Origin of the sequence: Silanimonas sp. (assembly GCF_044377035.1) — a bacterium.
Lineage (GTDB): Bacteria > Pseudomonadota > Gammaproteobacteria > Xanthomonadales > Xanthomonadaceae > Silanimonas.
Window position 1 is genome coordinate 70,555 of sequence record NZ_JBILJW010000006.1, and the last position, 13,831, is coordinate 84,385.

General features: G+C 70.9%; 14 protein-coding genes. 11 read left to right on the top strand and 3 right to left on the bottom strand.

Annotation, left to right across the window (positions count from 1 at the left end; genetic code table 11):
* Positions 1–145: 145 nt before the first annotated feature.
* Complete coding sequence (locus tag ACIQ6S_RS04705) at positions 146–1,135, top strand: Gfo/Idh/MocA family protein (protein ID WP_397607344.1); 990 nt, start codon at positions 146–148, stop codon at positions 1,133–1,135.
* 26 nt (positions 1,136–1,161) lie between these two features.
* Here ACIQ6S_RS04705 and ACIQ6S_RS04710 read toward each other — a convergent pair whose 3' ends face one another.
* Positions 1,162–2,022 carry an aldo/keto reductase gene (locus ACIQ6S_RS04710; protein ID WP_397607345.1) on the bottom strand — a complete coding sequence of 287 codons (861 nt, stop codon included), beginning with the start codon at positions 2,020–2,022 and terminating at the stop codon, positions 1,162–1,164.
* Positions 2,023–2,083: 61 nt separating this feature from the next.
* On the opposite strand from ACIQ6S_RS04710, the gene folC reads away from it, so the two are divergent.
* The 10 genes from folC to ACIQ6S_RS04760 all read left to right on the top strand — a co-directional run bounded on the left by folC (position 2,084) and on the right by ACIQ6S_RS04760 (position 12,366).
* Positions 2,084–3,334 carry a bifunctional tetrahydrofolate synthase/dihydrofolate synthase gene (gene folC / locus ACIQ6S_RS04715; RefSeq protein WP_397607346.1) on the top strand — a complete coding sequence of 417 codons (1,251 nt, stop codon included), beginning with the start codon at positions 2,084–2,086 and terminating at the stop codon, positions 3,332–3,334.
* Between the two features lie 77 nt (positions 3,335–3,411).
* On the top strand, positions 3,412–4,488 hold the full coding sequence (locus ACIQ6S_RS04720; protein ID WP_397607347.1) for an SPOR domain-containing protein: 1,077 nt from the start codon (positions 3,412–3,414) through the stop codon (positions 4,486–4,488).
* Positions 4,485–5,327 carry a CvpA family protein gene (locus ACIQ6S_RS04725; protein ID WP_397607348.1) on the top strand — a complete coding sequence of 281 codons (843 nt, stop codon included), beginning with the start codon at positions 4,485–4,487 and terminating at the stop codon, positions 5,325–5,327. The genes ACIQ6S_RS04720 and ACIQ6S_RS04725 overlap by 4 nt, the downstream gene beginning before the upstream one ends.
* Complete coding sequence (gene purF, locus ACIQ6S_RS04730) at positions 5,328–6,791, top strand: amidophosphoribosyltransferase (protein WP_397607349.1); 1,464 nt, start codon at positions 5,328–5,330, stop codon at positions 6,789–6,791.
* Positions 6,792–6,805: 14 nt separating this feature from the next.
* Positions 6,806–7,645: a ferritin-like domain-containing protein gene (locus ACIQ6S_RS04735; protein ID WP_397572075.1), complete on the top strand. Its 840-nt coding sequence runs from the start codon at positions 6,806–6,808 to the stop codon at positions 7,643–7,645.
* Positions 7,646–7,795: 150 nt separating this feature from the next.
* Positions 7,796–8,425, top strand: coding sequence for an XVIPCD domain-containing protein (locus ACIQ6S_RS04740; RefSeq protein ID WP_397607350.1), 630 nt, complete (start codon positions 7,796–7,798; stop codon positions 8,423–8,425).
* 100 nt (positions 8,426–8,525) lie between these two features.
* Complete coding sequence (locus tag ACIQ6S_RS04745) at positions 8,526–9,581, top strand: sulfate ABC transporter substrate-binding protein (protein ID WP_397607351.1); 1,056 nt, start codon at positions 8,526–8,528, stop codon at positions 9,579–9,581.
* A gap of 98 nt (positions 9,582–9,679) precedes the next feature.
* Positions 9,680–10,474: a sulfate ABC transporter permease subunit CysT gene (gene cysT, locus ACIQ6S_RS04750; RefSeq protein WP_397607416.1), complete on the top strand. Its 795-nt coding sequence runs from the start codon at positions 9,680–9,682 to the stop codon at positions 10,472–10,474.
* Positions 10,467–11,309, top strand: coding sequence for a sulfate ABC transporter permease subunit CysW (gene cysW, locus ACIQ6S_RS04755; RefSeq protein ID WP_397607352.1), 843 nt, complete (start codon positions 10,467–10,469; stop codon positions 11,307–11,309). Before cysT ends, cysW begins: the two co-directional genes overlap by 8 nt.
* A gap of 10 nt (positions 11,310–11,319) precedes the next feature.
* A complete protein-coding gene (locus ACIQ6S_RS04760) occupies positions 11,320–12,366 on the top strand; it encodes a sulfate/molybdate ABC transporter ATP-binding protein (protein ID WP_397607353.1) in 1,047 nt (348 codons plus the stop codon).
* A 28-nt stretch (positions 12,367–12,394) separates the two neighbouring features.
* Here ACIQ6S_RS04760 and ACIQ6S_RS04765 read toward each other — a convergent pair whose 3' ends face one another.
* Positions 12,395–13,117: a UDP-2,3-diacylglucosamine diphosphatase gene (locus tag ACIQ6S_RS04765; protein ID WP_397607354.1), complete on the bottom strand. Its 723-nt coding sequence runs from the start codon at positions 13,115–13,117 to the stop codon at positions 12,395–12,397.
* Positions 13,114–13,743: a peptidylprolyl isomerase gene (locus tag ACIQ6S_RS04770; protein WP_397607355.1), complete on the bottom strand. Its 630-nt coding sequence runs from the start codon at positions 13,741–13,743 to the stop codon at positions 13,114–13,116. The genes ACIQ6S_RS04765 and ACIQ6S_RS04770 overlap by 4 nt, the downstream gene beginning before the upstream one ends.
* Positions 13,744–13,831: the final 88 nt, after the last annotated feature.

Sequence of the window (13,831 nt, forward strand, 5' to 3'; positions counted from 1 at the left end):
GGCCGCTTGGGGCCGCACCCGCGCTCGCGCCCGAAGATCCGCCTGGTATCGACCTCGCCCGGGGGGCGGCACATGCTTGACCGCCCCCTGGCCGACAGCCTCACCATGCAGGCTGTTTGAACGTCCTCCGCGCCATGAGCCCGTCATGAATCCCGTCCTTCGCATCGGCGTCCTGGGCGCTGCACGCATCGCGGCCTCGTTCTGCCAAGGTGTGGCGCCATCTACCGCGTTGCACGTCACCGCGGTGGCCAGCCGCAGCGCCGATCGCGCTGCGGCCTTCGCGCAGGCGAATGGCGTGCCGCGTGTTCGGCCCGATTACGACGCGTTGTTGGGCGATGCCGAGATCGATGCCGTCTACATCGCCCTGAGCAACGACCAGCACGTGCCTTGGGCCCTGCGGGCGCTGGCCGAGGGCAAGCACGTGCTGTGCGAAAAGCCCATGGCGCTCAGCGTGGATGACGTGGATCGCTTGCGGGCGGCTGCCGATGCGGCAGGCCGCGTGGTGATGGAGGCATTTCCTTACCGGTTCCAGCCACAGACCCTTGACCTGCTGACGCGCGTGCGCGGCGGCCAGATCGGGCGCTTGCGGCAGCTCTCGGGGATGTTCGGCTTCACGCTGCGGCGCGACGCCGACATTCGACTGGACCCGGCGCTTGGCGGTGGCTCCTTGTGGGATGTGGGCGTCTACCCGCTGAGCCTGATACGGGCTCTAGCCGGTGGTCTTCCTGCCACCGTACAGGCGAGCGCCGCGTGGGGGGGCACGGGGGTCGATCGTGCCTTGGCCGCAGTGCTGGTCTGGGACGACGGCCTGATGGCCACGTTGCAGTGCTGGTTCGATGCGGTGCCGCACCGGCACCTGCGCATCGTCGGCACTGAGAGCACGCTGGCCAGTGGGTTTTTCAACCACGTCGGGCCCGGCCAGGATTGGGTCGAGGTGGCCGAGGGCTACGACAGCCGGCGTGAGCCGGTGCCCCAAGGCAACGGGTTTCTTCTGGAGGCCGAGGCCTTCGCGGCCTTGGCGCGCGGTGAGGAGCCAAGGCCGCACTGGCCTACCTGGGCCGAAACCCGCGACACCACGCGCCTAGCTCAGGCCCTGTTGCGCAGCGCGACCGAAGGGCGGCCCATCGCGCCTTGAATTCGTGGGCTTGTGGCCGCTCCCGATCAAGGCACCGGCTTGCCGCGCGCGGCCTGCCGCACGGCGTACCACGCATCGGCCGGCAGCGGCTGCTCCACGGCGCGCGCGGCGTCGGCCAGACGCTCCTGGCGCGTTGTGCCCAGCACGACACGGGTGGCCGGCAGGCTGGCCACCCAGCGCAGCAGCAGGCTGGCGCGGTCGAGCCCGAAATCGCCAGCAATCGCGTCCAGCGCGCGGCCGCGCTCGTCGTCGGCCAGCAGCGCACCACCGCCGAGGGGCGACCAGGCCTGAACTTCCGATCCCGCGGCCCGGCTCGCGGCGTGCGTGCCGTCGTCCAGCGCCTGCGACGCGGCGGCGCTGAGTTCGATCTGGTGGGCCGACAGCGCCAGTTTTTCGGTGAACAGCGACATCGCCGCGGTAGGGAAGTTCGAGAGGCCGAAGGCTCCGATGGCGCCGCGCTCGCGTTGCCCAGCGACCCAGCCGGTGACGGCGTCGGCGTCCAAGCGCGGATCGAAGCGATGCAGCATGAGCGTGTCCACCCGCGCCACCCCGAGGTCGCGCAAGGTGCCGGCCAGTGCGGCGTCGAGGTGGGGCGGCGAGAGGTCGTAGTGCTGCACGCGCCGGGTGTTCCCCGGGCTGTCGGCCATCACGATGCCGACCTTCGCGACCAGATGCAGGCGCGAGCGAAGCGAACGGTCGTGGGCCAGCGCCGCGCCGACCAGCGTGTTCGTCGTGTGGCCGCCGTAGATGTCGGCGAGGTCCAGCGTGTCGATGCCGAGGTCGAGCGCGGCGGCGAGCAGGCGCGCCACTTCGGCGGGCGCGAGGCGTGCGCCCCAGTCGCCGAAGCGCATCGAGCCGAGGATCAGGGGCGGGGCGGAAGAGGGCATGCGCGTCCAACACGGGGAAGCCAGCGGCGATAATGGCGGCCCGCTTCGCCGCCGTGAACCCATGCCGCTTCCGCTCTCCGACTGGCTTCTCCGCATCCAGCAGCAGCACCCGCAGGCCATCGCCATGGGCCTTGAGCGGGTGCGCGCCGTCGCGGAGGCGATGCGCCTCGCGCCAAAGCCCGCGCCCTGCGTCATCACCGTCGGCGGCACCAACGGCAAGGGCAGCACCGTCGCCTTCCTCGAGGCCATCGCCCGCGCGGCCGGCCTCCGCGTGGGTACCTATACCTCGCCGCACCTGTGGCGCTTCAACGAGCGGATCCGCATCGACGGCGTCGAGGCTTCCGATGAAGCCATCGTCGCGGCTTTCGAGCGCATCGACGCCGCGCGCGGCGACACGCCGATCACCTATTTCGAATACGCCACGCTGGCGGCCTTCGACCTGTTCGAACGCGCCGGGCTCGACCTTGCCATCCTCGAAGTGGGCCTCGGCGGCCGGCTCGATGCGACGAACCTCGTCGACGCCGACGTGGCGGTCATCACCACCGTCGACCTCGACCACATGGACTACCTCGGCCCCGACCGCGAGAGCATCGGCGCCGAAAAGGCCGGCATCCTGCGGGCCGGGAAGATCGCCGTGTTCGGCGAGAAGGACCCGCCCAGCAGCGTGCTGCGCCGCGCCTACGCGCTGGGCACCATCGCCATCCGCGGGCACAGCGATTACCTCGTCGACCGCTTCGAGGACCACTGGGTCTGGCGCGAGCCGGGCTTCCAGCTCGCCCTGCCTTACCCGGCGCTGGCCGCGCCGGTACAGGTCGACAACGCCGCCGCCGCGGTCGCGGCGTTGCGGGCCTCGCCGCTCTCCATCGCCGACGAGGCCTTTGCCCGCGGGGTGGCCGAAGCCCGCGTTCCCGGCCGCCTGCAACGCATCGGTGAGTCGCCCGAGGTGGTGGTCGATGTCGCCCACAACCCGCAGGGCGCGCGCCAGCTCGCCGCGTGGCTGGCAGCGAATCCGAAGCCGACGGTGGCGGTGTTCTCGGCGCTGGGCGACAAGGACATCGAAGGCGTCGTGGCCTCATTGGTGCCGCACATCGCCGCCTGGCACCTTGGCCCGATCACCGACGCCGGCTCGCGGGGGCTTCCGGTCGAGGCGCTCGAAGCCCGTGTGCGGGCGGGCGGAGCGACGGCGGTCCACGCCCATGGGGCCCTCGATCACGCGCTCTGGGCGGCACGCGACGCAGCAGGTGAGGGCGGTCGGGTCCTCGTCTTCGGCAGTTTCCACACCGTGGCCGCGCTGGCGGGCGCCCCTGCCTGAACCCCGGCCCGCGGTCTAGCTGGGGCAGCGGTGGGGTGACCGCCTATAATTCCGTGTCCCCTCCGTTCGGAACCTCGATGGACGTCAAGGTCAAGCAGCGCCTCATCGGTGCGCTGGTGCTCGGTGCACTGGCGGTGATCTTCATCCCCATGATCGTCATCGGCCCCGAGTCGAAAGGCGCCGCCGATGCGGCCGAAGTGCCGATCACCGTGCCGGACGCGCCGGACGGCGAATTCGTCACCCGCGAGATCCCGCTGGGCCCGCCGGTCGCAACACCGACCCCGGTGGCCGAAGGCGTGACCGCCGCCGATCCGGCCGACCCGAATGCTCTCGCCACCGTTGATGCGACGGCCAACCTCGCGCCTCGTGTCGATGCCCTCGAGGCCGCCACCGCGGTGCCGGTCGACGCCGCCACCGGCGTGCCGACGCCGGCCCCGACGGCTCCTGCGCCGACCGCGGGTGAAGCGACGCCTGCCGCCGTGACGCCCGCGCCTGCTGTCGCCACGCCCGCACCAGCACCGGTCGCACCGCCGCCGGCGCCGGCGTCGGGGCCGGCTCCGGCTCCGGCCGCCCCGCCACCTGCCCCCGTGGCGCCGGCTGCGGTCGCGGCCGGCGACTACAGCGTCACTGCCGGAAGCTTTGGCACCCGAGCCAATGCCGACGCCCTGGTTGCGCGGCTGAAATCCTCCGGGCTGCCGGCCTACACCGAAGCCACGCAGGTGAACGGCCAGCCCGCCACTCGCGTCAAGGTCGGCCCGTTCGCCACCCGTGCGGCGGCCGAAGCCGCGCGCGTGCGCACGGCCGCGATCTCCGGTTCTGCGGCGGTCGCCACCGGCGACGCCGCGCCAGCGCCAGCACCCCAGGCAGCCGCCACCGCGCCGCGTCCCGCCGCGGAGGCCCCGCGCGCCACCGTCAGCGCCAGCGGCTTCGCCGTGCAGCTGGGCGCTTTCGCCAGTCAGGGCGATGCGCAGGCGCTCGTCGCCCGCGCCCGTGCCGCCGGCTTCGCCGCATTCGAACAGCGCGTGCCGACCGCCAACGGCGCCCTGTGGCGCGTGCGCCTCGGTCCCGCAGCCGATCGCGCCGAAGCCGAGCGCATCAAGTCGGACGCCGCCGCGAAGCTCGGCGTGTCCGGGATCGTCGTTCCGCACCCGTGACCGGCCTCGACACCGCCATCCTTGTTGTCATCGGGCTTTCAGCACTCCTTGGCGCCATCCGGGGGATGTTGACCGAGGTGCTGTCGCTGCTGGTCTGGGTGGCTGCGCTCTGGCTCACCGTCGCGTTCGGCGATGTCGCGGCGGCTGAATTCACCGGCATCGAAACGCCACTGCTGCGCGCTCTGGCCGGCTACGGCGCGACCTTCGCCCTGGTCGTGGTGGTCGGGAACATCGCCGTGTGGCTGTTGCGCACCCTGCTGCATGGGGCCGGGCTCTCAGGCACCGACCGTATGCTCGGCTTCGGCTTCGGCGCGGCGCGCGGCTACGCCATAGTGCTTGCCGTGGTGCTGCTGGTGTCGTTCACTCCGTGGTCGCGGGCCACCCTCTGGCGCGAATCCGCGCTGATGCCGGTGTTCACCGTGCCCGCCGGCTGGATCGTCGCGCAGTTGCCCGACGGTTCCGAGCTCGTGGCCTTTGCCGCCCCGGCCCTCAATGCGCTGCCGTCGATGGCCAACGACGGCCATGCCGCCATGTCGGACGCTGCCGACGCGACGGGCGCCGCGCCCGCCAGCACCTTGCCGCCAATCGCCGGTCTCGATATCGCGCACGCCGCGCAGTGGCTCGGCGTGATGCCGCAGGAAGGCAATCCCATGCTTCGCCAGTGGGCGGCGCAGGCCGGCCTGGGCGCGCCGTCCGGCGTGCCCGTCGCCGGCGATGCCGCGCGGATCGCGCCCGGCACATCGACCAGCGGCGACCCCGCGCGCGTGGGCGCTTCGGCGCTCGACGCGCCCTCGAGCGACCCCGCCAACACCCAGCATCCGAACCCGGAGTCCAACTGAATGTGCGGAATCATCGGCATCGTCGGCCGTAGCGACGTCGCGGCGCGTTTGTACGACGGCCTGACCGTGCTGCAGCACCGCGGCCAGGACGCCGCTGGCATCGCCACCGTCGACGGCTCGCGTTTCCGCCTGCACAAGGGCACCGGCCTCGTCAGCGACGTGTTCGCGAACGACGGCGTGCGCGAGCTCACCGGCCGCATGGGTATCGGCCACTGCCGCTACCCGACCGCCGGCTCGGCCGGCTCGGACGAAGCGCAGCCCTTCTACACCGGCGCGCCCTGGGGCATCGCCCTCGCGCACAACGGCAACCTGATCAACACCGAGGCCCTGCGCCGCGAGGTGTTCGAGCAGGACCGCCGCCACGTCAACACCGAATCCGATTCCGAAGTGCTGATGCACGTGCTGGCGCACGAGCTGGCCGAGCGCGGCGCGCTGATGCCGGCGTCGGCGCTGGCCGCCGTGGGCGCCGTGCACCGTCGCTGCAAGGGTGGTTACGCCATCGTCTCGTTGGTGTTGGGCCTCGGCCTCGTCGCCTTCCGCGATCCGAACGGCATCCGCCCGCTGGTGCTCGGCAAGCGCGAGACGCCCGAGGGCGACGAGTACGCGGTGGCCTCGGAGTCGGTCGCGCTCGATCTGTTGGGCTTCAAGCTGGTGCGCGACGTGAAGCCTGGCGAGGCGATCGTGGTCACCGCCGACGGCCAGCTGCATGCCGAGGTCGTGGCCGAGCCGGGCCGCTTCGCGCCCTGCATCTTCGAGTTCGTCTACTTCGCGCGCCCGGATTCGATGATCGACAACGTCTCGGTGCACAAGGCGCGCATGCGCATGGGCCAGAAGCTCGGCGAGAAGATCCTCCGCCTGCGGCCCGACCACGACATCGACACCGTCATCCCCATCCCGGATTCCTCGCGCGACGCCGCGCTGGAGATCGCCAACGTGATCGGCGTGAAGTACCGCGAGGGCTTCGTCAAGAACCGCTACGTGGGCCGCACCTTCATCATGCCGGGGCAGGAGCTGCGCACGAAGTCGGTGCGCCGCAAGTTGAACCCGATCCCGCTGGAGTTCCGCGACCGCGTGGTGCTGCTGGTGGACGACTCCATCGTGCGTGGCACCACCAGCCAGCAGATCGTGCAGATGGCGCGCGAGGCCGGAGCCAAGAAGGTGTACCTCGCCTCCGCCGCGCCGCCGGTGCGCCATCCGAACATCTACGGCATCGACATGCCGGCCGCCGAGGAACTGGTGGCGCATGGGCGCACCGAGGAAGAGATCCAGCGCCACCTCGGCTGCGACTGGCTGATCTACCAGGAACTGCCGGACCTCGAGGAAGCCGTGTCGGGCCCGAAGCACCGCATCAGCGGCTTCGATACTTCCTGCTTCTCCGGCGATTACGTCACCGGCGTGGCCGAGGGCTATTTCGACACGCTGAAGGGCGTGCGCAGCGACGCGGCCAAGGCCGCGCGCGGCTGATCGAGCACGCGGCGATGGGGCAGGGCGCCACCACGGGTCTTTACGCCGCGGCGGCCGACTGCCTCGCCACCGCCGATCCGCAGGCCAAGTGCGCGAAGACCCGCGTCTACGCAGCGGCCTTCTTCGCCGGCGCGTTGCCGCCCGAAGCTGATGCGCCGCCGCCGGAACCGATTCGATTCCCCGGCCGTCCCGAGCGCCCACGGCTGGTGCATCCGAAGCACCTGCCGAAGCGCGGGCTGGGCAGCACGGCGGGCCGCGCGGCCTTCCTGCACGCCATCGCCCACATCGAGCTCAACGCCGTCGACCTCGCTTGGGATGCGGTCTACCGCTTCCGCGAGTTTCCTGCCGATGTAGCTGCGGAATTCGCCGCCGATTTCGTCGGCACCGCCGACGACGAGGCGCGACATTTCCAGCTGCTGGCCGCACGGCTCACCGAGCTCGGCCACGCCTATGGCGATTTCGATGCGCATAACGGCCTGTGGGAGATGGCGGAGAAGACCGCGCAAAGCGCGCTGGCGCGTATGGCTTTGGTGCCGCGCGTGCTGGAAGCGCGCGGCCTCGATGTCACGCCCGGCCTGATCGAGCGTCTCCGTGGTGTCGGCGATGCCGAAAGCATCGCGGTGCTCGAGGTGATCCTGCGCGAAGAGGTGGCCCACGTGGCGGCCGGCTCGCGCTGGTTCCGCTGGTTGTGCGAGCGCGACGGATTGAAGCCGTGGCCGACCTTCGCGGGTCTGGTGCGCGCGCATGCCAGCCGCGCGGTGCAGGGCCCCTTCAATTGGGATGCACGCCGACGCGCGGGCTTCGACGACGAGGAAATCGCGGCGATCGAACGCGGCGAGCTGGCGCCGGGCTGATGGCCTTCAGGGGGCATCGTCGACACCGCAACAAACACAACAAGGTTCACGATCGCACACAGGAATAGTCAAATCCGGCGCGAGGACGATGGGCACCGGCGTGCACGCGCGCTAGCCTGCACGCACCCCCCTGCCAGAGCGAGCGTTCCGATGCGCTTCGATACCTCCGATCTCCTCGCCGCGACGACCCACGCTTCGGGCGACGGCGATGCCGACACCCGTCGCCGACTCAACGACACGCTGTTCGATGCCGCCGCGGACCGCCTGCGCCGCCTGCCGCCCGAGCGTTTCGAATCACTGGAGGAACTGCGCGCCACCGCGCAGGCCATCGCCGATGAAGCGCAGGCACATGGGCTGAAGGGCATCGACCACCTGCTCAGCAACGCTGATCTTTCCGCGTTCCACGCGGTGCAAGGCGCGCTTGACGACCCGGCCGCGCTGCGCGCTTACGTCGGCCGCGCTCAGTTCCTTGCCCATGCCGCGCGCGCCCGCAGCCTCGACGCGGTGGGCGACCGCCTGCGCGATACGCGCAACAGCGTCGTCGACAGTGCGGGCGGCCTGTGGAACGGCATCGTCCGTGGCCTCGACCAGAACGGCGACGGCAAGCTGGGCCTCGACGACGTCGGTGCGTTCTTCACCCGCACGCTCGACCAGAACGGCGACGGCAAGCTCAACCTCGCCGACGTCGGCGCGCTGTTCGACCAGACCGGTGATGGCAAGTTCGGCGTGGACGATGCCGTTGTGCTCGTCGGCGGCCTGCTGGGCGGGCGCCGCCGCTGAGGGTTTCGGCGGGCATCGGTCCGCCGGTTCGCGCCGGGGCATAAGCACATGCCCCGCCGGCGTTTCCGCCGCTGGAGCGGCGTGGATTGGAATGTCGGGCATGAATGTCCGGACTTTTCTCCAAATCCTTCCTGTGGCGGCTGTCGTTCTCGGACTGTCGTTCGGCTGTCACAGGGAATCTTCGGCGGATGGTGCGCCCCTCCCGGCGACCCGGACCGTCGAATTGCTCAACGCAAGCTACGACCCCACGCGCGAGCTCTATCAGGACGTCAACGCCGCGTTCGCCGCGCAGTGGAAGGCGAAGACGGGCGAGGACCTGCGCGTCCAGACCTCGCACGGCGGCTCCGGAAAGCAGGCCCGCTCGGTCATCGACGGCCTGCGCGCCGACGTGGTGACGCTGGCGCTCTCCGGCGACATCGACAGCATCGCCACCCATGCGCGCGCGCTGCCGGCGAACTGGCAGTCGCGGCTGCCGAACAACAGTTCGCCGTACACGTCGACGATCGTCTTCCTCGTCCGCAAGGGCAATCCGAAGGGCATCCGGGACTGGGGCGACCTCGCGAAACCGGGCGTGGCCGTGGTCACGCCGAACCCGAAGACCTCGGGCGGCGCGCGCTGGAACTACCTCGCCGCGTGGGCGTGGGCGCAGCGCGCGTTCGCCAACGACGAGGCGAAGATCCGCGCCTTCGTCGGTTCGGTCTATCGCAACGCGCCGCTGCTCGACACCGGAGCGCGCGGTTCGACCACGACCTTCGTGCAGCGGCGCATCGGCGACGTGCTGGTCGCGTGGGAGAACGAGGCGTTGCTCGTGCTGGCGCAGCCCGGCGGCGACCAGTACGAACTGGTCGTGCCGTCGTTGTCGATCCACGCCGAGCCGCCGGTGGCCTTGGTTGATCGGAACGTCGATGCCCGCGGCACCCGCGCGGTGGCGCAGGCCTACCTCGAATTCCTCTACACGCCGGCCGGGCAGGCGCTGGCCGCCAAGCACCACTTCCGCCCGTCGCGCCGCGAGGGGCTCGATCCGTCGCTGCTCGCGCCCTTCAAGCCGATCGAACTCGTCGATATCGCCCACTTCGGTGGCTGGGCGCAGGCCCACACGACGCACTTCGCCGAGGGCGGCGTGTTCGACCAGATCTTCCAGCCCGGGGCGCGTTGAGTCCGATGAGTGCCGTGATCGAACGAACGCCACTGGAGACGTCGTCGCCGGCAGCCGCCGGCGGTGGCAGCGCGTCGCGCCCGCGCTGGCGCGACCCGGTGCCGGGCTTCGGCCTCACGCTCGGCCTGTCGCTGGCGTGGCTGGGCGCGGTGATCCTGCTGCCGCTGGCCGCGCTGGTGTTGCGTAGTGTCGATCTCGGCCTCGGGGGTTGGTGGCAGCTGCTGCAGAGCGAGCGCGTCCAGCAGGCGCTGTGGCTGAGCTTTTCCACGGCCTTCCTCGCCGCCGGCATCGCGTCCGTGGTCGGCACGCTGATCGCCTGGGTGCTGGTGCGTTACTCGTTCCCGGGCCGGAGGCTGATCGATGCGATGGTCGACCTGCCGTTCGCCCTGCCCACCGCCGTGGCCGGCATCGCGCTGACGGCGCTGTATTCCGGGACGGGCTGGCTCGGGCAATTCCTCGAGCCGCAAGGCATCACGGTCGCCCAGCGCCCGGCGGGCATCGTGCTGGCCCTCGTGTTCATCGGTCTGCCGTTCGCGGTGCGCACGCTCCAGCCCATCCTCGAAACCGCTACCCGCGAGTTCGAGGAGGCCGCGGCCACGCTCGGGGCCTCGCGCTGGACCATCCTGCGACGGGTGGTGTTCCCGCCACTGCGGCCGGCCATCCTGACCGGCTTCAGCCTCGCCTTCGCCCGCGGCCTCGGCGAGTACGGCTCGGTGATCTTCATCGCCGGCAACATCCCCTTCGTCTCCGAGATCGCGCCGCTGCTGATCGTGATCCGGCTCGAGGAGTACGACTACGCCGGCGCCACCGGCATCGCCACGCTGATGCTCGCCATCAGCTTCCTCACCCTGCTGGCCCTGGGCCTGCTGCAGCGGAAGACCCGCCATGGCTGATCGCGCCCTCGACGAACCGCTGTGGCTGCGGGTGCTGCTGATCGTGCTGGCGGTCGGCCTGATGGCGGCCTTGGTGCTGCTGCCGCTCGCCGTGGTGATGGTGGAGGCGTTCGCCCAGGGCGTGCAGGCCTGGTGGGCGGCCGTCGATGAACCCGACACCCGCGCCGCCATCGCGCTCACGCTCACCGTCGCCGCCATCGCCGTGCCCTTGAACGCGGTCTTCGGCCTCGCCACCGCGTGGGCGGTGACGAAGTTCGAGTTCCGCGGCAAGCGCCTGCTGCTGGCCCTGATCGACCTGCCGTTCGCGATCTCGCCGGTCGTTTCCGGCCTCGTGCTGGTGCTGCTGTTCGGCGCGCACGGTTGGTTCGGCGCTTGGCTGCAAGCGCATGACATCCCGATCCTGTTCGCCACGCCCGGCATCGTGATGGCGACGGTCTTCGTCACCTTTCCCTTCGTCGCTCGCGAGCTGATCCCCTTGATGCAATCGCAGGGTCGCGATGAAGAGGAGGCCGCCGCTTCGCTCGGGGCGGGCGGCCTGCGCCTGTTCTGGCGGGTCACCTTGCCCAACATCAAGTGGGCGCTGCTCTACGGCGTGCTGCTCTGCAACGCCCGCGCGATGGGCGAGTTCGGCGCGGTGTCGGTGGTTTCGGGGCACATCCGTGGGCTCACCAACACCTTGCCCCTGCAGGTCGAGATCCTGCACGGCGAATTCCAGTTCCAGGCGGCCTTTGCGGTCGCGTCCCTGCTCACCCTGCTGGCCCTCGTCACGCTCGTGGCGAAGGCCTGGCTCGAACACCGCCATGGCGACGCGCTCGCCGCCGGCGCGCGGCACTGAGGAGACACCCATGCAACTCACGCTCGAAGGCCTGTCGAAGCGCTTCGCCAGCACCGTCGCCCTGGACCGCGTCGACCTCGCCGTCGGCAGCGGCGAATTGATCGCGCTGCTCGGGCCCTCGGGCTCGGGCAAGACGACCCTGCTGCGGGCCATCGCCGGCCTGCTGCCGGTCGATGCCGGCCGCATCCTCTTCGGCGACCTCGACGCCACGGCGCTCAGCCTGCGCGAGCGGCGCGTCGGCTTCGTGTTCCAGCATTACGCGCTGTTCAAGCACCTGACGGTCGCCGAGAACATCGCCTTCGGCCCGGAAAGCCAGCCGAGGAGCGAGCGACCGTCGAAGGCGGAGATCGCTCGGCGGGTCGAGGACCTGCTGGAGCGCATGCAGCTCGGCGGCTATGGCGGCCGTTACCCCGAGCAGCTCAGCGGCGGCCAGCGCCAGCGGGTGGCGCTTGCGCGTGCCCTGGCCATCCAGCCGCGCCTGCTGCTGCTCGACGAGCCCTTCGGTGCGCTCGATGCGAAGGTGCGCGTCGAGCTGCGGCGCTGGCTGCGCCAGGTGCACGACGACACCGGCCACACCACGCTGTTCGTCACCCACGATCAGGAAGAAGCGCTGGAGCTTGCCGACCGCGTGGTGGTGTTCAACGCCGGGCGCATCGAGCAGGTGGGCACGCCGGACGACGTGTACCGCCACCCGCAGAGCCGCTTCGTGTTCGACTTCATCGGCCGTGGTGGCCGCATCGACGGCGAGCTTGTGGCCGAGGGTTTTCGCGTTCCCGGCATCGACGCCGTCGTCCCGGTGGCTCGCCGCATCGGCGGTGCGCTCGGGCCCGCCGGCTTACACCTCCGGCCCTACGAGCTGCGCGTGGTCGACGACGGTGCCGGTCTCCCGGCCGAAGTGCGCGGCCTGCGGCGCATCGGCGCGCGCAACACCCTGGAACTTAGCGTGGCCGGGCAGGGTGGCGTGATCGAAGTCGACCTCGATGCGGCGCAGGCTTTGCCGCGCCGTGGCGAGCACGTTCGCCTGCAGCCGATCGGCGGCGTCGCGTTCGCGGGCTGAGGGGCCGTGCCGCGTTCAGCCGGACCGACTAGGCCGGCCGGCTCAGCGCGAAGCCATCGCGATCGACGCGCAGCACCGAGCCCTGGTCGTACCAGTCGCCCAGCACGATGCGCTGGCCGGTCCGGCCGTCCGGCAGGTTCACGGAATGCATCGCCGGCCGATGCGTATGGCCGTGGATCAGTCGCCGCACGCCGTAGAAAGCCATCACGCGTTCGACTTCGGCGGGCGTGACGTCGCCGATGCTCTCGTCACGGCCGGACTGCGCCGCGGCGCTGGCGGCGCGGGCCTGTGCGGCGAAGGCGCGACGCGCGGCCAAAGGCTGTGCGAGGAAGCCTTGCTGCCAAGCCGGATCGCGCACTTGGCGGCGGAAGCCTTGGTAGGCCACGTCGTCGAGGCAGAGCAAGTCGCCGTGCATCAGCAGCGTCGGTTCGCCGTCCAGCAGGATGACCGCTGGATCGGGCAGCAGGGTCCAGCCGGCGCGTGCCGCGTAGTCGGAACCGACGAGGAAATCGCGGTTGCCGCGCAGGAAGGCTACCGGGATGCCGGCGTCGCGCAGCGTGCGCGTCGCCGTGGCCACACGGTTCGCGATCTCGCCGTCGTCGTCGTCGCCGAGGAAGGCTTCGAACAGGTCGCCAAGCAAGTAGACCGCCTCGGCCTCGCGCGCCTCGCCGGCGCAGAACGCTTCGAATTGCGCCGTCGTTTCCGGCCGCGATTCGTCGAGATGCAGGTCGGACAGGAACAGCGTCGTCATTGCGCCGTACCGGGCAGCCGCACGGCACGCTCGATGACGATGGCCTGGTTCGGCACGCGCGAAGGGAACGGGCCCTGCGCGCCGGTCTCGGCCTTGCGCATCGCGTCCACCACGTCCATGCCCTCGACCACGCGTCCGAAGACGGCGTAACCCGCCCCGATGTCGTTGGCCGGGTCCACCGGGTCGAACTGGGGGTTGTCGACGACGTTGATGAAGAACTGCGCCGTCGCCGAATCCCGGGTGTCCGGCCGGCGTGCGGCGGCGATGGTGCCGCGCAGGTTGTTCAGGCCGTTGCCGGCTTCCAGCGAGACCGGGGCGCGCTCCGGCTTGGGCTGCAGGTCGGGCGTGAAGGCGCCGCCCTGGACCAGCAGGTTGGGCACCACGCGATGGAAGATCGTGCCGTTGTAGTGGCCCGATTCCACGTAGGCGAGGAAGTTCGCCACCGTCTGCGGGGCCTTGCCCGGGTCGAGCTCGAGCACGATGCGCCCGGCGCTGGTTTCGAGCGCCACGCGCTCCATCGGCACGGCCGGCGCAGTCGGCGCGGGAAGCGTCGGCGCGGCGGCCGGCACGGCCAGGGTGAAGGCGGGCAGGGCGGCCAGCAGCAGGGCGGCAAGCATCAGGCGCATGGATCGGCCTTGGGTGTGAAGACGGGGATGTGGGGATTATGGGGCCCGCCACTCGACGTACACTAGCGCCCCTCGCGCCGGCCCCCTG